Source organism: Janthinobacterium sp. PSRC1-1 (assembly GCF_049897525.1).
GTDB classification, from domain to species: domain Bacteria; phylum Pseudomonadota; class Gammaproteobacteria; order Burkholderiales; family Burkholderiaceae_D; genus Janthinobacterium; species Janthinobacterium tructae.
Genome location: NZ_JAFCWK010000001.1, coordinates 240,770 through 259,850, shown reverse-complemented (window position 1 = coordinate 259,850; position 19,081 = coordinate 240,770). Strand labels below are relative to the sequence as shown.

The window sequence follows — 19,081 nt, the reverse complement described above, 5'->3', positions numbered from 1 at the left end:
CGCTCAAGCAGTAATGAAAAACAGGACAAGGCGTACGCCATGAAACAACTGGTGCTCGATTTAGGCACAGACCAGGCGCACAGCCTCGATACCTTCGAGGTGGGACAGAATGCCGAAGTGGCGCAGCTGATGCGCCAGTTCGCCGCGCGCACGTCGCGCGAACATTTTGCCTACCTGTGGGGCGAACTGGCCGCCGGCAAGAGCCATCTGCTCAAGGCCCTGGCCAGCACCGAGCGCGCGCGCTATATTTCGCCGTTCTCGATCGAGTCCGAATTCGTGTATTCGCCCGACGTCGACCTGTACCTGCTCGACGACTGCGAAAAACTGTCGCCGCTGGCGCAGATCGATGCGTTTGCCCTGTTCAATGAAATCCGCGCCAACAAGGCCTATATGGTGTGCAGCGGCGCCGTGCCGCCAGCCGTGCTGCCCGTGCGCGAAGACTTGCGCACGCGCATGGGCTGGGGCCTGATCTATCAAATCCACGGCTTGACCGACGATGAAAAAATCGCCGCCCTGACCCAGGCGGCCACCACCCGCGGCTTGACCTTGTCGCCGGGCGTGTTACCCTATCTGCTGTCCCATTTCCGGCGCGACATGCGTTCGCTGTCGACGATGCTGGACTCTCTCGACCTCTACTCCCTTGAAACCCAACGCCCGATCACCTTGCCATTGTTGCGCGAGTTGCTGCAGGCGGAAGCGAAAGAATGATGAATCTGGCCCTGTTTGACCTCGACCACACCCTGCTGCCCATCGACTCGGATCACGAGTGGGGCGAATTCCTGGTACGCATCGGTGCCGTGGACGCCGCCGAATTCACCCGCCGCAACGACGAATTTTTCGCGCAGTACCAGGCCGGCACCCTGGACCCGGTGGAATACCTGGAATTCTCGCTGGGCACGCTGGCGCAGTTTCCGCGCGAACGCCTGGAAGCGCTGCACCGGCAATTCATGGCCGAAGTGGTCTTGCCGTCCATCCGCCCCGAAGTCGTGGCCCTGCTCAAGCAGCACCAGGACGCGGGCGATTTGCTGGCCATCGTCACGGCCACCAACCATTTCATCACCAAACCCATCGCCGATGCACTGGGCGTCGAGCACCTGCTGGCCGCCATGCCCGAATATGACGCGCAAGGCAACGTCACGGGCAAGCTGCTGGGCACGCCCACGCTGGGCGCGGGCAAGCTGACCCACACCCACGCCTGGCTGGAAAAGATGGGCAAGGAACTGGGGCAGTTCGAGCGCAGCTATTTTTACAGCGATTCCCACAACGACATTCCCTTGCTGTCGGTCGTGACCCACCCTGTCGCGACCAATCCCAACACCGCTTTGAGCGCACACGCATCCCTCCACGGCTGGCCATCACTCCACTTATTCAATGATTAAAAAATTCATCCGCAAGATCCTCGGCGTTAAAAAAGAGGCAGCGCGCGACACCACGACACCCATCGTGTTCGGTCCCGCGCAACACGGAATCGACCCGAAACTGGTGTCGTCGAATGCCATCCGCGTCACCAGCAGCCTGCAGGAAGCGGGCTTCGAGGCCTTTGTCGTCGGCGGCGCCGTGCGCGACCTGCTGCTGGGCGTCAAACCCAAAGACTTCGACATCGCCACCAACGCCACGCCGGAACAGGTCAAGCGCTTGTTCCGCCGCGCCTTCATCATCGGCAAGCGCTTCCAGATCGTGCACGTGATGTTCGGCCAGGATTTGCTGGAAGTGACGACCTTCCGCGGCGCCGGCGCCGACTCCGCGCCCAAGGATGAACATGGCCGCGTCCTGCGCGACAATACCTTCGGCTTGCAGCACGAAGACGCGCTGCGCCGCGACTTCACCATCAACGCCATGTACTACAACCCGGCCACGCAGGAAGTGCTCGATTACCACGGCGGCGTGGAAGACATCCGCGCCAAGACCTTGCGCATGATCGGCAAGCCCGAAGAGCGCTACCGCGAAGACCCCGTACGCATGCTGCGCGTGGTGCGCTTCGCCGCCAAGCTGAAATTCACCATCGAGCCGCATACGGCCGCGCCGATTCCCATCATGGCGCCGCTGATCAACAATGTGCCCGCGCCGCGCGTGTTCGACGAGATGCTGAAACTGCTGATGAGCGGCCATGCACTGGCCTGCCTGCAGCAGCTGCGCAAGGAAGGCTTGCATCATGGCTTGCTGCCGCTGCTCGACGTGGTGCTGGAGCAGCCGCTGGGCGCGAAATTCGTCACCCTGGCGCTCGACGCCACGGACCAACGCATCGCCGCCGGCAAGACCGTCTCGCCAGGCTTCCTGTTTGCCTCGCTGCTGTGGCACCAGGTGCTGGAAAAATGGACGGCCTACCGCGCCGCCGGCGAGTCGACCATCCCCGCGCTGCACCTGGCGGCCGACGACGTGCTCGATTCGCAAACGGAAAAACTGGCCCTGCAGCGCAAGATCGGCTCGGACATGCGCGACATCTGGTCGATGCAGCCGCGCTTCGAGCGCCGCGTCGGCAAGGCGCCGCATAAACTGCTGGAACACCTGCGCTTCCGCGCCGGCTACGACTTCCTGCTGCTGCGCTGTGCATCGGGCGAGATCGACATGGAGATCGGCGAGTGGTGGACCGCCTTTTATGAGGGCGATGAGGAAACGCGCGAAGCGCTGCTCGTCAGCGCGAATGCCGCGCCGGGCGCCGTCAAGAAGAAGCGCCCGCCACGCCGCAGCACGCGCAGCAAGACGGGTACAGGCGGCTCGACCACCGGCAGCAGCAGCGACGAATAATGGTCGTCACTGCTTACATCGGCATCGGCGCCAACCTGGGCGACGCGCGCGCGAATGTGCAGGATGCGATCGCGCGCCTGGCGCGCCTGCCCGGCGCATCCCTCGTGGACGCCTCGTCCAGCTACCGCACTGCGCCCATCGACTCGAGCGGTGACGACTACGTCAACGCCGTGGCGCGCATCACGACCACCCTGCCTGCCGAAGAGCTGCTGCTGGCGCTGCACGCCATCGAGGCGGCGCACGGGCGCGAGCGGCCCTACCGCAACGCCCCGCGCACCCTGGACCTGGACTTGCTGCTGTACGGCGATGAACGCATCGCCAGCGCCAGCCTGACGGTGCCGCATCCACGCATCACCGAGCGCGCCTTCGTGCTGGTGCCGCTGCTCGAACTGGCGCCCGCCGTCGTCGTGCCCGGCCTCGGGGCGGCGCAGGACTACCTGGCAAGCGTCGCTGACCAGGCCATCCGCCAACTCTGAGCCACGGCTCCAGACATACACTACAATGCCGCTCCTGCAGCACGCCGCATAAAGTACTACACTAGCGGCGTCGCAATCGCATCCCCCTTTTCACTCTAGAGAATACCTATGTCCGCTTATTTGCAAGGAACAGATCTGGCCGCAAAAGACAAGGCCGCCACACCGGCGCCGGCGCCATCCAAGCCTGTCGCCAACAAGGCCGTGACCATCCATACCCTGGCCACGCTGCGCGCCGCCCGCGAAAAGATCACCATGCTGACCTGCTATGACGCCAGCTTCGCGTCGCTGATGGACCGCTGCGGCGTGGAGATCCTGCTGATCGGCGATTCGCTCGGCATGGTCTGCAACGGCCACAACTCCACCCTGCCCGTCACGGTGGCCGAACTGGCTTACCACACGGCTGCCGTGGCGCGCGGCGCCAAGTCGGCCATGATCATGGCCGACCTGCCGTTCGGCGCGTATGGCACGCCCGAGACGGCGTATGCCAACGCCGTCATCCTGATGCAGGCTGGCGCGCACATGATCAAGATCGAAGGCGGCGCCTGGCTGGCCGAGACCGTCCGTTTCCTTACGCAGCGCGGCATCCCCATCTGCGCCCACATTGGCCTGACGCCGCAATCGGTGCACCAGCTGGGCGGCTACAAGGTGCAGGGCAAGAGCACGGAAAGCGCCACTGAGCTCAAGAACGACGCGCTGGCGCTGCAAAACGCGGGCGCCGCCATCGTGCTGATGGAAGCGATGCCGTCGCAGCTGGGCAAGGAAGTGACCGACATGCTGACCATCCCCACCATCGGCATCGGCGCCGGTCCCGACTGCTCGGGCCAGGTGCTCGTCATGCACGACATGCTGGGCGTGTTCCCAGGCCGCAAGGCGCGCTTCGTGCGCAACTTCATGGAAGGCGCGGCCAGCATCGACGACGCCGTCACCGGCTATGTCAAGGCCGTCAAGGATGGCAGCTTCCCGGCGCTGGAACACTGCTTCTGATCTAGCCTATTGAGGCGATATCGCCCCGCTACTTGCCGGGGCGATTTTTTTTTCGCGCAGCGTTTCTGTGCGTACAAAGGCCACCTCCAGTCCAAAGAACTGCCCGATACGGTTCAGCGTCTGGATGGTCGGATTGCCTTTACCGCTCTCGATCTCCTTGATGGTTTTCAGGCTGACCCCTCGGTGTTCCGCAAATTGGGCCTGCGTCAGGCGCGAGATGGCGCGCATTTCCCTGACGGCGTGCTGTAGCGTGACGGCGCCTGCTTCAATGGCTGCGTAAAGCACTGCCCTGCGCTGCCGCAACTCTTCCTTGTCAACGCTCTTTTTCATACGCGCCATGTCAGTGCTCTCCCAATGCCTTGAGCTGTTCGATCTGCCCGGCGATATGTGGCCGGAGGAAAGCAATGATGTCATCATCCACGCCTGCCTCCCGCATATGCTGTTCCAGCGCAACCAGGTGCCGGGAAAATCCGTATAGCGCGAGGCGGATCTGCTGGCGCTCCACGTCCGGCATGCCGATCGTAGCCAGTATCGTCGTCCAGTCATGCAGCTCGTTTTTGGTATCCGGGTGATACCAGCGCGCCGCGCGTGGTATGCCATCCGGGTCCAGGTACATCGGCGCAAAATCGAACAGTGGCGTGAGGCGCACCTCGGCACCAATTTGCTGCACCGCCGTATTGCGTGCGTGATTGTCGGTATTGCGCATGGCCAGGTTCAAGATATCGCGCTTGAGAAATTCGATGGTTTCCGCAGTCTTGTCGCTGACGACGGCGCGCAGCGCCTGCAATAGGTCGAACTGGCTAGGCGTGGCTTCAAAGCCAACGATACCTGCCAGCGAAGCGGCGCTTTCCTGATGCAGCCGCAGCACTTTTCCATCCCGGATGCGGCGGTCAAAACGGGGAATGAACAAGGTATCGTCCTGGTAGCGCAGCTGGCCTTCGGTGCGCAAGCCCACCGCGCGCGCCACAGTCATGTATGCGGCTTCATTCCTCAATACCTTGGCGTCGCTGGCGGTCTTTCCGCGCGGACGCTTGACGATGAAATGGGCAGCCGCGTCCTGGTCCGCCAGGGCGCCATCGGCATGCCAGAGATCGGCATGGTCAGTGGTCAGCAGATATTTCGGCGCCGCGCCTTGCACCCCCAGACTGCCGGCGGCCAGCATGGCATGCATCAGCATGCGCTCATTGAAGGCATCGCCGCGACCGATAATCTCATCCAGTGAAAAGCCGGCCAGCGGCTTGCCCTTGTCATGGCGATTCATATGTTGTGCGTAGTACTGCACGGCCTCGGCGATGCGCACGCGCCCGACGGGATTGAATGCGCCGGCACACGCCAGCGGAAAATCGGCAGCCGGACCATCGGCCAGTTGCAGCTGCCCAAGCAGATATTGCCGTCCGCTTCCCTGGGGAATCAGATCAAAGAGAAAGGCTGGCCATTGCGCCAGCTTCTGCATCTCTGCCGTGACGGGAAAACGCAGCGAGACAGGTCCACTCTCCAGCTTGAAGAAGGCATAATCGAGGTCATACTCGAACAGGGCGGCGGTGCGTGGATTGCCGCCTGCAGGCTCAAGCAAAGTCAGCGATGCGCAATCGTGCCACGCATCATCATGAAAAATTTGAAAATGGCATTGCATGGCGGCTCCACTGGATCTTATAGCAGCTAATTGTGTTCAGTTTATCTCTAAATTAGCACTTATACGATCCAAATCGTAACAAGGGTAGCGCCATAAAAAATTTAATGGCACCTAAAAGAACTATTTTAAGCGGGCAACACCCTTAATTAGCCCTTTTAAGTACCTTATAGAAATTATCCCACCTGTATCCACGTCGTCTTCAGCTCCGTGTATTTATCCAGCGCGTGCAATGACTTGTCGCGCCCGTTGCCCGACTGCTTGTAGCCGCCGAACGGCACGGTGATGTCGTCGCCGTCGTACTGGTTGACGTGCACGGTGCCGGCACGCAGGGCGCGCGCCGTCTGGATCGCCTTGCTGATGTCGGAGGTCCACACGGCCGCCTGCAAGCCGTACGGCGTGGCGTTGGCCTGTTGGATGGCGTCGGCGAGATCCGTAAAGCCCAGCACGGACAAGACAGGCCCGAAGATCTCTTCGCGCGCGATCGTCATGCCCGCGTCCACGCCGAAGATGGTCGGCTGCACGTAATAGCCGCCCGTCTCAAGGCGCACGGCCTCGCCGCCGCCCAGCAAGGTCGCGCCTTCGCTCTTGCCGGCCGCGATATAGCCCATCACCGTGTTCATCTGCGTGGCGTCGACAATCGCGCCCATGACGGTGGCGTCGTCGAGCGGATCGCCCGGCTGGAAACGGGGCAGCATGGCCAGCGCCCTGGTGATAAATGCATCCTTGATCGATTCTTCGACGAACAGGCGCGATGGCGCATTGCAGCTTTCGCCCTGGTTGAAGAAGATGGAACCGACGGCGGCCGCCACGGCCTTGTCCAGGTCCGGGCAATCGGCGCAGACGATGTTGGCGGACTTGCCGCCCAGTTCCGTCCAGGCCCGTTTCAAGTTCGACTGGCCCGCCATCTGCACGATCAACTTGCCCGTGCGCGTGGAACCCGTAAAGCCGATGCAATCGACATCCATGTGCAGCGCCAGCGCGGCGCCGGCCTCATGGCCGTAACCGGGCAACACGTTAAAGACGCCGGCCGGCACGCCCGCTTCGAGCGCGATGTCGGCCAGGCGCAGCGCCGTCAATGGCGATTTTTCGGACGGTTTCAAGATCACGCTGTTGCCGGCCGCAAGCGCCGGCGCGATCTTCCAGGCCGCCATGATCATCGGGTAATTCCACGGCACGATGGCGGCGACGACGCCTACCGGTTCGCGCGTGATCAGGGCCAGGCTGTTGGCGGGAGTGGGGGCGATTTCATCGTAGACCTTGTCGATCGCCTCGCCATACCAGCGCAGGCAGTTGGCCGTGGCGCCCACGTCCACGCTCTGGCTGTACTTGATCGGTTTGCCCATGTCCAGCGTTTCCAGCAGGGCCAGTTCGGGGCCGTTCTGCTGCACCAGGTCGGCGAACTTGATCAATATCCGCTTGCGCTGCGCCGGCGACTTGCCGGCCCAGCGGCGGTCGTCAAAAGCGGCGCGCGCGGCCAGCACGGCCGCATCCACGTCGGCGCCATCGCAGCGCGCCACCTGCCCCAGCAGGCGCCCGTCGATGGGCGACAGATTGTCGAAAGCCTGGCCGGACCTGGCCGCGACCCGCTCGCCATTGATGAAGGCGCGTCCATCGATCGTGAGCGCTGCGGCCCGTGCATGCCAGCTGGTGTTTTCCGTCATGGTCGTCTCCTGAAAGGTGAAAACGCCAGCTTACTCCTGATCCGGCAGATAGGCCGCAGACAGTTGCTTGCGGCGCTGCCGGTCGGCGCGCGCCAGCAGCACGGCATACACGATCACGGCGAGCGTCACCACCAGTATCGTCAGCGCGGCGATGGCATTGACGCGCGGATCGAGCCCCAGGCGCGCGCGCGAGAAGATCACCAGCGGCATGGTCGTCGAACCGGGGCCGGACAAAAAGGCCGACAGCACCACGTCATCGAGCGACAGGGTGAACGTCAGCAGCCAGGCCGAGGCCAGCGCCTGCGTGATGTTCGGCAGGGTCACGAGGAAGAACACCTGGTGCGCGCGGCAGCCCAAGTCCATGGCCGCTTCGGCCAGGGACTTGCTCATCTCCTGCAGGCGCGACTGCACCACCACGGCCGCATACGCCATGCCCAGCAGGGTGTGACCGAACCACATCGTCAGCACGCCCCGCTCGGGGAAACCGAAGACCTTTTGCATGGACACCAGCATCAGCAGCAAGGACAGGCCGATGATCACTTCCGGCATCACCAAAGGCGCGCTGACCATGGATGAAAACAGGGTGCGGCCGCGGAAGCGCTGGTAATTGCTCAGCGCGAAGGCGGCGAACGTGCCGAGGATGACGGAAGACGTCGCCGACATGAAGGCAATCTTCAGCGACAGAGCGAAACCCGAGATGATCTGCGTATCGCTCATCAACTCGCGGTACCAGCGCAGCGAAAAGCCGCTCCACACCATGTCCTGGCGCGAGCTGTTGAACGAAAAGACGATCAGCACGAAGATGGGCAGGTAGAGGAACAGATAGCCGAGCGAAAGCCAGCCGCGCCCGAACCAGCGCTGCAGGAAATTACGTCCGTTCATGTGCGCTCCTCCGCGTCCTGGTCCGTCTTGTATTTGTTAAAAATGGCCATCGGCACGAGGATCAGCAAGACCACCAGCACCGTCACCGACGACGCCATGGCCCAGTCGTTATTCGTGAAATACTCATCCCACAGCACGCGGCCGATCATCAAGGTTTCCGGGCCGCCCAGCAGCTCGGGAATCACGTATTCGCCCACGGACGGGATGAACACCAGCATGGCGCCGGCGATGATGCCCGATTTCGACAGCGGCACGGTGATGCGCCAGAACGCCTGCAAGGGCGTGGCGCCCAGGTCGGCCGCCGCTTCCAGGTAGCGCACGTCCATTTTCACCAGATTCGCATACAGGGGCAGGATCATGAACGGCAGGTAGGCATATACCATGCCGACCACCAGCGAGAATGAGGTATTCATCATGTGCAGCGGTTCGCTGACTACGCCCAGGGCGATCAGCAGGTCGTTGAGCAAGCCGTGGTTGGCCAGGATGCCCTTCCACGCATACACGCGCAGCAGGAACGAGGTCCAGAACGGCAGCATCACCAGCAGCATCAGCACGGGTCGGATCGACGGTTTGGCGCGCGCCATGAAGTAGGCGAACGGGTAGCCGATGCACAGACAGATGGCCGTGGTGATGGCCGCGTACTTGATGGAACTGAGGTAGGTGAGCAGGTACAGTTCATCGGCGGCGATGAACAGGTAGTTGGCGATTTTCACCTTCAGCACGACGATGCCGTCGACGTACGACAGCAAGCCGCCGAACGGGCTGCCCGCCGTATCCATGTCGGACAGGCTGATGCGCAGCACGATCAGGAAGGGCACCAGAAAGGCGGCAGCGAGGAACAGCGACGGCACGGCGATGACGGCGTTGCGCCCGGTGACCCAACGCAGCGTGACCAGGCTGCGCAGCGATTGCAGGAGGGAAGTCATCACGGGCCTCAGCTGGTCAGCACGACGATGTCGGCGCCATCCCACCACACCCACACGCGCTGTTCGCGCTCCAGGCGCGCGGCGTCGTGGCGGGCCGCGTTGGTGCGCGAGACTTTCACCACCGTGCCGCTGTCGAGGCGCACGTGGTAGCTGGTTTCATTGCCAAAATACGCCATGGCGACGATCACGCCCTGCGCGCAGTTATAGCCGTGTTCGGCCGGCGACGAGCGCTCTTCCAATGTCGGTGGCGCGATCTGGATGCCGATTTTTTCGGGGCGTACGGCCACCGAGACATCCATGCCCAGGTTACCCGTGATGCCGTGCGCAACATAGTGCTCGCCATCGGGCGTGGCGATCACCACGTGATCGGGCTCGTCTTCCGTGATGCGCCCGTCGAACAGGTTCACGCTGCCGATGAAGTCGGCCACAAAACGGCAATTCGGCGTCTCGTAGATTTCGCCTGGTGCGCCCACCTGCAGGATGCGCCCTTCACTCATGACGGCGATGCGCGTGGCCATGCTCATCGCTTCATCCTGGTCGTGCGTGACCATCACGCAGGTGACGCCCACCTGTTCGATGATGTTGACCAGTTCCATCTGCGTGCGTTCACGCAGTTTTTTATCGAGCGCACCGAGCGGCTCGTCGAGCAGCAGCAACTGCGGCCGCTTGGCCAGGCTGCGCGCCAGCGCCACGCGCTGCTGCTGCCCACCCGACAGCTGGTGCGGCTTGCGCTTCGCATACTGGCCCAGCTGCACCAGCGCCAGCATCTGCTCGACGCGCGCCGCCACTTCCGCTTTCGGCAAGCCGTCGCGGCGCAGGCCGAAGGCGATGTTGTCCCACACGGACAGGTGCGGGAACAGCGCGTACGACTGGAACATCATGTTGATGGGACGCTGGTGCGGCGGCACATCGACGATGCTGTTGCCCGCCAGCGCGATGCGCCCCGACGTCGGCGTCTCGAAGCCAGCCAGCATGCGCAGCAGGGTCGACTTGCCGCACCCTGAACTACCGAGCAGGGCGAAGATCTCGCCCTGGTTGATCGTCACGGAAATATCATTGACGGCGCGCACGCCATCGAATTCCTTGACCAGCTGATCAATCAGCAAGAAAGGCGCTGGGGCGTCGCTGGCCGACGCGGCAGGTGTTGCTATCGTCATGTGTGGGTAGCTTCTGGATAAAAGGGTGTCAAAATGAAAAACTGGCCGCTGTAGGAGCGGCCAAGATGGAAGTTTAGCGGAACTCACCCGCATGTGCTGCGAAAATTGTGAATTCTGTGGCACATTCAGCAGAAATCCGGGGTCAGTCGCTTCGCGATCGGAATACGTCCCACTGGGACGTATTCCCCCGGCGGGTCTGACCCCGGCGAACCTACACCCACCCCTTCGCTTTCACATCGTCATACGTCTTGTCCAGGCACAGCCGTATCAACGCCACCATTTCATCGATCTGCGCGCGCGTCATGACCAGCGGCGGGGCGACGATCATGCGCTCGCCCACGGCGCGCATGATGACGCCGTTGTCGAACATGTGGCCGCGGCAGAGCATGCCCACGCCCTGGTCCTCGTCGAACAGCTCGTTCTCGTGCACGGTGGCGCCCTTCTTGCGCACCAGGTTCAGGCCCGCGACCAGGCCGCAGCTGTCCGCGTAGCCCACCAGCGGATGCTCGCCCAGGCTGGCGAAGCACTGCTTCAGGTACGGTCCCGTATCCTCGGCCACCTTGGCCACCAGTTGCTCTTCCTCGATGATGCGGATGTTTTCCAGCGCCGCCGCGCAAGCGACGGGGTGACCGGAATACGTGAAACCGTGCGTGAATTCGCCGCCCTGCTCGATCAGCACCTTGGCCACCCTGTCGCCCACCAGCACGCCGCCCAGCGGCACATAGCCCGAGGTGACGCCCTTGGCAAACGTGATCAGGTCGGGCTTGATGCCGAACAGTTCCGAGCCGAACCAGCGCCCCAGGCGGCCGAAGCCGCAGATGACTTCATCGGCGATCAGCAAGATGCCGTACTTGTCGCAGATGCGCTGGATCTCGGGCCAGTAGGTCGATGGCGGGATGATGACGCCGCCGGCGCCCTGCACCGGCTCGCCGATGAAGGCGGCCACCTTGTCGGCGCCGATCTCGAGGATCTTGTCTTCCAGCCAGCCGGCCGCCTTCAGGCCGAAGGCTTCCGGCGTCAAGCCGTGGCCCGCTTCCAGGTAATTGGGCTGGCCGATATGCGCGATGCCCGGTATCGGCAAGCCGCCCTGCGCGTGCATGCCATCCATGCCGCCCAGCGACGCTCCCGCCACCGTGCTGCCGTGATACGCGTTGTGGCGGCTGATGATGGTGTGGCGTTCCTGGTAGCCGAGGATATCCCAGTAGCGGCGCACCATGCGCAGATTCGTGTCGTTGCCTTCCGAGCCCGAACTGGTGAAGAACACGTGCTGGAACTGCGGCGGCGAGATCTGCGCCAGCTTGGCCGCCAGCTGCGCGGCCGGCACATTGGTCGTGCCAAAGAAGCTGTTATAGAAGGGCAGCGTCTCCATTTGCCGGTACACAGCTTGCGAGATCGACGTGCGGCCGTAGCCCACATTGACGCACCACAGGCCCGACATGCCGTCGACGATTTTCTTGCCCTGGCTATCCCACAGGTAGACGCCGTCGCCGCGCACGATCACCCTGGCGCCTTTAGATGCCAGGTCCTGGAAATCGGTGAACGGATGCAGGTAGTGGGCCGTATCCATTTTCTGGATGGCGTTTGTATCGTACACCTGCGGCGCCGCGTTTTTCTGCGCCACGGAGGAGACAAAAGCGGCGCTCGGCGCCAGCGGATTGTTGGTTGTGCTCATTGCGATCCTTTCTTAAACGTGGAGCAGAAGATGTTCGCGCTCCCACGGACTGATGACCGTCATGAATTCCTGATGTTCCAGGTCCTTGATGGCCGCATACACGTCGATGAAGCGCTCGCCCAGCACCGTGCGCAGCTTGTCTTCCGCGCGCAGCAGTTGCAGGGCTTCGGGCAAGCCTTGCGGCAGCTCGAACTTCATGTCGTAGGCGCTGCCCACCATCATCGGCGTCGCTTCCAGCTGCTCCGTCATGCCGAGGTAGCCGCAGGCCAGCGTCACGGCCAGCGCCAGGTAGGGATTCGCGTCGGCGCCGATGATGCGGTTTTCCACGCGCCTGTCCTGCACGCCCGATTCGGGCACGCGGAAACCCACGGTGCGGTTGTCCAGTCCCCACTGGATGTTGATGGGTGCGGCCGTATGGCGCACGATGCGGCGGTAGGAATTCACGTAGGGCGCGACGATGGCCATGGCCGATGGCATGTAGCGCTGCAGCCCCGCGATGTAATGCTTGAAGATGGGCGCGGCCGAACCATCGTCGTTGCTGAAGATGTTCAAGCCCGTCTTCGCATCGACGACGCTCTGGTGCACGTGCATGGCGGACCCCGGCTCGCCGGCCATGGGCTTGGCCATGAAGGTCGCGTACATATCGTGTTTTAACGCCGCTTCGCGCAGGGTGCGCTTGAAGAAGAAGACCTTGTCGGCCAGGCCCAGCGGGTCGCCGTGCAGGAAGTTGATTTCCATCTGCCCGGCGCCAATCTCATGGATCAGCGTGTCGACGTCCAGGTTCATCAGTTCGCAGTAATCGTAGATATCCTCGAACAGCGGGTCGAATTCGTTGACGGCGTCGATGCTGTACACCTGGCGGCTGGTCTCGGCCCGGCCGCTGCGGCCGATGGGCGGCTTCAGCGGCAAGTCGGGGTCCGTGTTTTTCGCCGTCAGGTAGAACTCCAGCTCCGGCGCCACCACGGGCTTCCAGCCCTTGTCCGCATACAGTTTCAGCACACGCCGCAGCACGGATCTTGGCGCAAAATCAACCAGCGCGCCATCGGAAAAATAGCAGTCGTGGATGACTTGCGCGGTGGGGTCCGTGGCCCACGGCACCATGGTGATGGTGGTGGGATCGGCTTTTAAAATCATGTCGCGGTCGGTGCTGGAAATGGCGCGGTCATAGCCGCCATCGTCGACCGGGTAATTGCCCGTCACCGTCATGCCCAGCACCGCCTCCGGGATGCGCATGCCGCGCTCCTGGGTGAATTTCCCGCGCGGCAGGATCTTCCCGCGCGCCACACCCGTCAAGTCGGGCACCAGGCATTCAATTTCCGTGACGCGCTTTTCATTGAGCCACAAATCCATATCCGTATAGGTGAAATTTTCACGTATTGCCATGTTTCCCTCTCGCTGGTCTTGATCAAACACCGCGTACTGCGGGCGGTGCGCATGTCATTCCGTCCTGTCATTCTTTTTTTCTGTGCCGCTGTTCCTGGTAATCGCGGCAAGCCTGGCCAAAGGCGCCGAACAGGCGCATCGACTGCGGATTGTCTTCCACCTGCCATTCCGGGTGCCATTGCACGGCCAGCGTAAAACCGGCGGCGCTGGCCACCGTATAGGCTTCCACCAGGCCGTCGTCGGCCAGGGCATCCACCAGCAAGCCATCGGCCAGTCGGGCGATGCCCTGGCCATGCAGGGAATTGACCATCATTTCGCTCTCGCCGCCCAGCAGCCGTGACAGCAGGCCGTCCGGCATCAGCTTGATGCGGTGCGCGGGCGCGTACTGGCGCGCCAGGGGATCGAGCACATTCTCGCGGTGGTCCAGCATGCCCGGCACGGCGTGCACGGCCTGGTGCAGGCTGCCGCCCAGGGCCACGTTCACCTCATGGAAGCCGCGGCAGATGGCGAGCAAGGGCAGCTGGCGCGCCAGCGCGGCGCGGATCAGGGGCAAGGTGGTGGCGTCGCGCGCGGGATCTTGCGGCAGGTCGGGATGCAGGATGTCTTCGCCATACAGGCGAGCGTCGACGTTCGAGGCGGAACCGGTCAGCATGACGCCATCGGCGATCTGCAGCGCCGCTTCCAGGTCGGCGTCCAGGCCCAAGGCGGGCAACAGCAGCGGCATGCAGCCGGCGCCGCGCAGCACGGCGTGCAGGTATTTGTCCTGCGCCATGTGCCAGGCGTGACTGCCAAGCTGGCGCTGGCAGGCGGGGACGAGAACGATGGGACGGCGCATAGAGTGCTACCTCGCTGGCGTGACGATCCAATGACAGCACCAAGACAGCGCTGCCGCTCGCTACACTGTACAGCAGAGCCGGTGGAGGCGACCACACGGATGGGCGTGGCCAACGGCGGCACACATCGCCTACACTACGGCTTTGCAATATTGCTGCTATTAAAATCATCATATGCCCGTCCGGCGCCAAACACCAGCGCCACCGGCCAAGTCCCCCTTACTTTCCCATGCATCCACACCGTTTTCCAGCGTTTCCAAGCACCTTTTTCACCCTGCGGGGGCGGCCATGAAGCACATGCCATGGCGTGACTTCTTTGCCCTCGTGGTCAGCATCGGCGTGGTCGGCCTGGGCCTGGGCGCGACCATGCCGCTCACCGCCCTGACCCTGCACCAGCGCGGCGTGGGCACGGACATCATCGGCATGATCACGGCCGTCAGCGCGCTCGGCATCCTGGCCGCCTCGCCCTTCGTCTCGCGCTGGGTGGGACGCTTCGGCGCGCGCGCCACCATGCTGGGCGCCGTGTGGGTGGCGTCGCTGGCGACGATCGCCATGCAGTGTACCGACCACCTGCTGGCGTGGAGCGTGCTGCGCTTCCTGTTCGGCGGCGCCATGGGCGTGCTGTTTACCATCGGCGAGGCGTGGGTCAACCGCCTGGCGCCCGACAATTCGCGCGGACGCGTGGTGGCCATGTACACCACCAGTTTTACCTTCTTCCAGCTGATCGGCCCCGCTCTCGTGGCGCTGTTCAACGACAAGATCAGCTGGAGCTTCGCCGCCTGCGGCCTGCTGTTCTTGCTGGCCGTGCCGGGCCTGATGCTGATCTCGAACGGCGGCCCGGAACGCGCAGCGGAAGAACAGGGCGTGAAGTGGACGTTGATCTTGCCGCGCATGCCGATGATCGTACTCGGTGCCGCCTTCTTTGCCCTGTTCGACACCCTGGCATTGAGCCTCCTGCCCCTGTACGCGATGGAGCACGGCATCGGCACGGACCTGGCCCTGCTGTCGGCCACCGTGGTGCTGGTGGGCGACACGGGCCTGCAATTCGCGCTGGGATGGATGGCCGACCGCTTCGGCCGCGCCAAAGTCCACGCGGGCTGCGGCGTGGCCGTCTGCCTGCTGCTGCCGCTGCTGCCGTTCGCCGTCGGCACGCCGTGGCTGTGGTGGACCTTGCTGCTGTTGCTGGGCGCGGCGGCGGGCGGCATCTACATGCTGGCGCTGGTGGCCTGCGGCGAGCGCTTCACGGGACTGTCGCTGACCAGCGCCAGCGCCATCGTCAACGCCACCTGGGGTGTCACCAGCGGCGGCGGCCCCCTGCTGACGGGCGTGCTGATGCAGTCGGTGGGCGTGAACGCCCTGCCGGCCGTGATGTGGGTGTGCTGCGCCATTTTCGTCGGCAGCGCCGTGTGGGAACGCAGAAAGGGGATCGTCTAGCGTTTTTTACTTACTCTCCAGCCGCTGTCGCAGCTCCTCGGCCACCGGATAGTCGGGATAGGCCTGCCGGAACGCAGCCCATTCCTCCTGCGCCAGCGTACCCTCACCCGCCTTGAGCAGGGCGTTGATCTTCACCAGCCACACGCCAGCATCGAGCCTGGCCGGCGGCGGCAGCGGCGCCGACTTTGCCGCGGCGGGAGCGGGCATGGCCAGCGCGCGCTGCACCGGTGCCTGGCGCCGCAGGCTCGATTCGGCCTGCATGGCGGCTTGCTGCTCCATTGCCTGTTGCAGGTCCGTGGCTGGCGGCGGTGGTGGCGGCGGCGCTGGTTTGGCGGCGGCGCGCGGTGCTGGCGCTAGTGGCGCAAACTCAGTCGCAGGTGCAGCGGCCGGTGCAATGACCGGTGCGGCTGCCTGCATCACCTCCTGCGTGACCGGTTCCCCGACCACGGGAAATTGCGCCGGCTTCGAGCCGAACCAGTCGACGCCGATCAGATTGACCGTCAGCAGCACGGCCGCCGCCAGTCCCAGCGGAATGCGCCAGCGCTGCAGGTAGTCGGGCGCCTTCTTGACGGGCAAGGTGCGCAGCACGCCATCGGCGCTGTCGTTCGCGGCGACCGGTTGCGGCAAGGCTTTTTCCGCGTCGGCCAGAATGGCCGCATCGAGCGCGCTGGAAGGCGCGGGCTGCGGCAGACTGGCCAGCAGCGCGTTCAATTCCTCGTCATTCGGCTCGTCGTTATCTTGATCGTGCGTATTCATGCCTGTCCTTCCGCGTCCGCAGCGCTGTCCAAGCCCGCGCGCAATTTCTGCATGGCGTAGCGCAGCCGGCTCTTGACGGTTTCCGCTTCCGCCCCCGTCACCACGGCGATATCCTGGATGCTCATGCCGCTGAACTGCTGCAGCACCAGCGCCTCCTTTTGTTCCACGGGCAGCGCCGCGATGGCCGCATGCAGCAGCGCATGCCGCTGTTTCTGCTCCAGCGACTGCGGCGGCGATGCGCGCTCGTCGGCCAGTTCGTCCACATCGTCATGTTCCTGTCCTTCCCGCTGGCGCAGGAGGTCGATCAGGCGGTTGCGTGCGATCTGATACAGATAGGTGCGAAACGCCGCCTGCGGCTGGTAGCCGGCGCGCGCCGCATGCAGGCTGGCCCACGCATCCTGCACGATCTCGTCGACCCACGCGCGGCGCGGCGCACGCCAGGCCACGAAGCGGTACAGGCCCTGGCTATGGCGCCGGTACAATTCGCGAAACGACGGCAGGTCGCCGGCGCCGTAGCGCAGCATCAGGTCTTCATCCGTGGCGGTGAGTAAAGTGTCGGGCATGCGAAGCAGTGTAGCCGAACTGCGCGGCGGCGACAATTTCCCGGCTCCTTCAGCGTACAGTGGGCGCAATGGGCGCATAGCTGATGCGGCGCACTTCGCGGATCTGTCCGTCCCTGAGCACCCCTTCCACCACTTCATAGCCGAGCAGGGCGAAGACGCGGCCCTGCAGGAACAAGGGGCGCGCATTGCCATACCAGTCCACGCAGGATGCGCGGCAGCCATCGTCCGGTGCCGGCCCCGGCCGCGCGGCCAGCGCACCGAGTTCCGTCAATGTCAAACCACTGTTGCGCAGATACAGGACGGAGGCGGCCGGCCGGCTTGATCCTGGCCGCTCGTCCGCGCCCAGGATGGGCAGTCCAATCACGCCCTCGCTGGCCGTGTGCGGCTTGTAGAAAAAGCCGTGGCTGCGCGACTCGCCCTGCGCCGCATCAGCGCGGATGTAGCGCGCGGCAATCGCCGCCTGCGCCCCCAGGCCGATGCTGCTGAAGTGCAGATCCTTGCCCTGCGCACCGATCACCACGGCGTCATTGCCCAGCGCTTCGATGCGCTCCACGCCGTGCGGCAGGGACAAGGCTTGCACGCTGCCCGCATCGGCCCAGCGCACGGCATACAGGGGCTGGCGCGGCCAGGCCTGGTCCGCCTTGCGGCGTCCGGGATTGCCCGGATGGCCGTACAACAGATACGGCCCCACATAACGGTTCTGCAGGCCGTAGCCGCCGCCACCGGGCAGCGCCTGGTAGCTGCTGGCGGGCGCGCTGTCGCGGCCATCGGAAAACGACGTCAATGGCACGCGCAGCAGGGCCATGTCGCCGCGCCCTCTTGCACCATCCCACATCGCGTCGCCCTGGCCTTCGGCGCGCAGCAGCACGTTCAGGTGGCCGTCAGCGCTTTCCAGGAATGAGAACTGGTCGACGGGCGCGCCCGCCACTTTCAAGGCGCTGGGTGCGCTGCCATCGAGCGGAATGCGGAACACGCCCGAGTCACGGCCGCGGCGCGTGGTCCACACGAAAACGGATTCGCCCGACACATAAAACACGCGGCCCTGCGGTCCCATCACGGCGGTCGCTTCACAGCGCATGTCGCGCTGCGCCAGGTCGCACACGGTGACCGTGTGCAGGGTCAGACCAAAGCCCGCTTCCGGCTCTTCATCGGTACGGTAGATGCGCGTGGCCGGCGCGATGCGCTTGAAGTCGGACGGCACGGCATCGGGACGCCAGCGGCGCAGCGCGGGAAAGCCGCCGAACGGGTCGCCCCGGTGCAGGTTCAGCGACAAGGGCGAATAGAACACCAGTTTGCTGCCGATCAGGCGGCTGGCGTAATTGCGCGAGGAGTAATAATCGTTGGAGCGCAAATGATATGTGGCGCGGTAGGCCAGCTTGCCGTTCGCATCGATGTCGAACAGGCCGATTTCCGTGCCGCCCCGGCTGTAGCTGTAGCCGATCACCACCAGCGTATCGCCGTCGAGCAGCATCTCGTCATACCAGCTGCCGGAAGGATCACTGCCCGGCGCGTACGCATCGAGCGAGGACACCGGCTGCAAGGCATTGCCCCCTACCTGCACGGTGAACAGCTTGCCGCGCCGCAGCATCACCAGGTGCTTGCCATGCACTTTGACGATGCCGCCTTCGTCCACGCCCGCCGTCTGCACATTGGTGACCGATTCCGCAGCTTCTGCTGATGGCGCGGGGGCAGCCTTGGCCACCATCGGCGCGGCAGGGGCAGGCAGCGCCGACATGGACTGCGCCGTGGCGCGCTGCAGTTTCTGCTGCTCCTTCTGCAGTGCCGCCTGGCGCGCCTGCAACTGCTGCAGGTAGCTGCTCAAGGCTTGCTCGCTGGCGAACGGCGCCAGGGTTTTCCTTGGCGCCGTATCGGCGGCATGGCTGCCTGCCGACAGCAGCAGGGACAGCATCAATGTGATCTTGAGGGCGCTGGGCATCGCTTCTTCTCCGGTTGGCTGGGGTGTCCAACATGAAACG

18 protein-coding genes are annotated in these 19,081 nt (G+C 64.0%); 6 read left to right on the top strand and 12 right to left on the bottom strand.

Annotated features, from left to right (window positions below; genetic code table 11):
* The first annotated feature begins 39 nt into the window (after window positions 1-39).
* The 5 genes from hda (at window position 40) to panB (ending at window position 4,205) form a co-directional block, all read left to right on the top strand.
* Window positions 40-708: a DnaA regulatory inactivator Hda gene (gene hda, locus ACP7DW_RS01170; RefSeq protein WP_034788687.1), complete on the top strand. Its 669-nt coding sequence runs from the start codon at window positions 40-42 to the stop codon at window positions 706-708.
* On the top strand, window positions 708-1,379 hold the full coding sequence (locus ACP7DW_RS01165) for an HAD family hydrolase (RefSeq protein ID WP_141172837.1): 672 nt from the start codon (window positions 708-710) through the stop codon (window positions 1,377-1,379). Before hda ends, ACP7DW_RS01165 begins: the two co-directional genes overlap by 1 nt.
* Window positions 1,372-2,745 (top strand): polynucleotide adenylyltransferase PcnB, encoded by a 1,374-nt coding sequence (pcnB, locus tag ACP7DW_RS01160; protein ID WP_426053739.1) that lies wholly within the window; start codon window positions 1,372-1,374, stop codon window positions 2,743-2,745. The genes ACP7DW_RS01165 and pcnB overlap by 8 nt, the downstream gene beginning before the upstream one ends.
* Window positions 2,745-3,221, top strand: coding sequence for a 2-amino-4-hydroxy-6-hydroxymethyldihydropteridine diphosphokinase (gene folK, locus ACP7DW_RS01155; protein ID WP_426053740.1), 477 nt, complete (start codon window positions 2,745-2,747; stop codon window positions 3,219-3,221). Before pcnB ends, folK begins: the two co-directional genes overlap by 1 nt.
* A gap of 108 nt (window positions 3,222-3,329) precedes the next feature.
* Window positions 3,330-4,205 (top strand): 3-methyl-2-oxobutanoate hydroxymethyltransferase, encoded by an 876-nt coding sequence (panB, locus tag ACP7DW_RS01150; RefSeq protein WP_242428255.1) that lies wholly within the window; start codon window positions 3,330-3,332, stop codon window positions 4,203-4,205.
* Between the two features lie 6 nt (window positions 4,206-4,211).
* Here the strand turns inward: panB and ACP7DW_RS01145 are convergent, their stop codons facing one another.
* From ACP7DW_RS01145 to ACP7DW_RS01105, 9 genes are all read right to left on the bottom strand, one after another.
* A complete protein-coding gene (locus ACP7DW_RS01145; protein WP_426053741.1) occupies window positions 4,212-4,544 on the bottom strand; it encodes a helix-turn-helix transcriptional regulator in 333 nt (110 codons plus the stop codon).
* Between the two features lies 1 nt (window position 4,545).
* Window positions 4,546-5,658 carry a type II toxin-antitoxin system HipA family toxin gene (locus ACP7DW_RS01140; RefSeq protein ID WP_426053742.1) on the bottom strand — a complete coding sequence of 371 codons (1,113 nt, stop codon included), beginning with the start codon at window positions 5,656-5,658 and terminating at the stop codon, window positions 4,546-4,548.
* A gap of 353 nt (window positions 5,659-6,011) precedes the next feature.
* The gene (locus ACP7DW_RS01135) at window positions 6,012-7,499 is read right to left on the bottom strand and encodes an aldehyde dehydrogenase (RefSeq protein ID WP_426053743.1); all 1,488 of its coding nucleotides are present in this window, start codon (window positions 7,497-7,499) and stop codon (window positions 6,012-6,014) included.
* A gap of 30 nt (window positions 7,500-7,529) precedes the next feature.
* Window positions 7,530-8,381, bottom strand: coding sequence for an ABC transporter permease (locus ACP7DW_RS01130; protein ID WP_426053744.1), 852 nt, complete (start codon window positions 8,379-8,381; stop codon window positions 7,530-7,532).
* Window positions 8,378-9,307, bottom strand: coding sequence for an ABC transporter permease subunit (locus ACP7DW_RS01125; protein ID WP_426053924.1), 930 nt, complete (start codon window positions 9,305-9,307; stop codon window positions 8,378-8,380). Before ACP7DW_RS01125 ends, ACP7DW_RS01130 begins: the two co-directional genes overlap by 4 nt.
* A gap of 8 nt (window positions 9,308-9,315) precedes the next feature.
* Entirely contained in the window at window positions 9,316-10,464 is a 1,149-nt protein-coding gene (locus ACP7DW_RS01120) for an ABC transporter ATP-binding protein (RefSeq protein WP_426053745.1), read from the bottom strand.
* A 211-nt stretch (window positions 10,465-10,675) separates the two neighbouring features.
* On the bottom strand, window positions 10,676-12,136 hold the full coding sequence (locus ACP7DW_RS01115; RefSeq protein ID WP_426053746.1) for an aspartate aminotransferase family protein: 1,461 nt from the start codon (window positions 12,134-12,136) through the stop codon (window positions 10,676-10,678).
* 12 nt (window positions 12,137-12,148) lie between these two features.
* Window positions 12,149-13,519, bottom strand: coding sequence for a glutamine synthetase family protein (locus ACP7DW_RS01110; protein WP_071075305.1), 1,371 nt, complete (start codon window positions 13,517-13,519; stop codon window positions 12,149-12,151).
* A gap of 67 nt (window positions 13,520-13,586) precedes the next feature.
* Window positions 13,587-14,354, bottom strand: a complete 768-nt coding sequence (locus ACP7DW_RS01105; protein WP_426053747.1) for a gamma-glutamyl-gamma-aminobutyrate hydrolase family protein — start codon at window positions 14,352-14,354, stop codon at window positions 13,587-13,589.
* Window positions 14,355-14,640: 286 nt separating this feature from the next.
* On the opposite strand from ACP7DW_RS01105, the gene ACP7DW_RS01100 reads away from it, so the two are divergent.
* A complete protein-coding gene (locus tag ACP7DW_RS01100; RefSeq protein WP_426053748.1) occupies window positions 14,641-15,786 on the top strand; it encodes an MFS transporter in 1,146 nt (381 codons plus the stop codon).
* Between the two features lie 6 nt (window positions 15,787-15,792).
* Here the strand turns inward: ACP7DW_RS01100 and ACP7DW_RS01095 are convergent, their stop codons facing one another.
* Genes ACP7DW_RS01095 through ACP7DW_RS01085 form a run of 3 tightly spaced genes read right to left on the bottom strand, consistent with a single transcriptional unit; the run spans window position 15,793 to window position 19,041 of the window.
* Entirely contained in the window at window positions 15,793-16,542 is a 750-nt protein-coding gene (locus tag ACP7DW_RS01095; protein WP_426053749.1) for a hypothetical protein, read from the bottom strand.
* A complete protein-coding gene (locus ACP7DW_RS01090) occupies window positions 16,539-17,105 on the bottom strand; it encodes a sigma-70 family RNA polymerase sigma factor (RefSeq protein ID WP_426053750.1) in 567 nt (188 codons plus the stop codon). Before ACP7DW_RS01090 ends, ACP7DW_RS01095 begins: the two co-directional genes overlap by 4 nt.
* 49 nt (window positions 17,106-17,154) lie before the next feature.
* Window positions 17,155-19,041, bottom strand: a complete 1,887-nt coding sequence (locus ACP7DW_RS01085) for a beta-propeller domain-containing protein (RefSeq protein ID WP_426053751.1) — start codon at window positions 19,039-19,041, stop codon at window positions 17,155-17,157.
* Between the last annotated feature and the right edge of the window lie 40 nt (window positions 19,042-19,081).

Bases quoted from the DNA above. Each gene is read 5' to 3' on its own strand.
- pcnB (WP_426053739.1), top strand. From the start codon at position 1,372: ATGATTAAAAAATTCATCCGCAAGATCCTCGGCGTTAAAAAAGAGGCA.
- ACP7DW_RS01125 (WP_426053924.1), bottom strand. From the start codon at position 9,307: ATGACTTCCCTCCTGCAATCGCTGCGCAGCCTGGTCACGCTGCGTTGG.
- ACP7DW_RS01135 (WP_426053743.1), bottom strand. From the start codon at position 7,499: ATGACGGAAAACACCAGCTGGCATGCACGGGCCGCAGCGCTCACGATC.
- ACP7DW_RS01100 (WP_426053748.1), top strand. From the start codon at position 14,641: ATGAAGCACATGCCATGGCGTGACTTCTTTGCCCTCGTGGTCAGCATC.
- folK (WP_426053740.1), top strand. From the start codon at position 2,745: ATGGTCGTCACTGCTTACATCGGCATCGGCGCCAACCTGGGCGACGCG.
- ACP7DW_RS01095 (WP_426053749.1), bottom strand. From the start codon at position 16,542: ATGAATACGCACGATCAAGATAACGACGAGCCGAATGACGAGGAATTG.
- ACP7DW_RS01115 (WP_426053746.1), bottom strand. From the start codon at position 12,136: ATGAGCACAACCAACAATCCGCTGGCGCCGAGCGCCGCTTTTGTCTCC.
- ACP7DW_RS01145 (WP_426053741.1), bottom strand. From the start codon at position 4,544: ATGGCGCGTATGAAAAAGAGCGTTGACAAGGAAGAGTTGCGGCAGCGC.
- ACP7DW_RS01105 (WP_426053747.1), bottom strand. From the start codon at position 14,354: ATGCGCCGTCCCATCGTTCTCGTCCCCGCCTGCCAGCGCCAGCTTGGC.
- ACP7DW_RS01110 (WP_071075305.1), bottom strand. From the start codon at position 13,519: ATGGCAATACGTGAAAATTTCACCTATACGGATATGGATTTGTGGCTC.
- ACP7DW_RS01140 (WP_426053742.1), bottom strand. From the start codon at position 5,658: ATGCAGAAGCTGGCGCAATGGCCAGCCTTTCTCTTTGATCTGATTCCC.
- ACP7DW_RS01090 (WP_426053750.1), bottom strand. From the start codon at position 17,105: ATGCCCGACACTTTACTCACCGCCACGGATGAAGACCTGATGCTGCGC.
- ACP7DW_RS01130 (WP_426053744.1), bottom strand. From the start codon at position 8,381: ATGAACGGACGTAATTTCCTGCAGCGCTGGTTCGGGCGCGGCTGGCTT.
- ACP7DW_RS01085 (WP_426053751.1), bottom strand. From the start codon at position 19,041: ATGCCCAGCGCCCTCAAGATCACATTGATGCTGTCCCTGCTGCTGTCG.
- hda (WP_034788687.1), top strand. From the start codon at position 40: ATGAAACAACTGGTGCTCGATTTAGGCACAGACCAGGCGCACAGCCTC.
- ACP7DW_RS01120 (WP_426053745.1), bottom strand. From the start codon at position 10,464: ATGACGATAGCAACACCTGCCGCGTCGGCCAGCGACGCCCCAGCGCCT.
- panB (WP_242428255.1), top strand. From the start codon at position 3,330: ATGTCCGCTTATTTGCAAGGAACAGATCTGGCCGCAAAAGACAAGGCC.
- ACP7DW_RS01165 (WP_141172837.1), top strand. From the start codon at position 708: ATGAATCTGGCCCTGTTTGACCTCGACCACACCCTGCTGCCCATCGAC.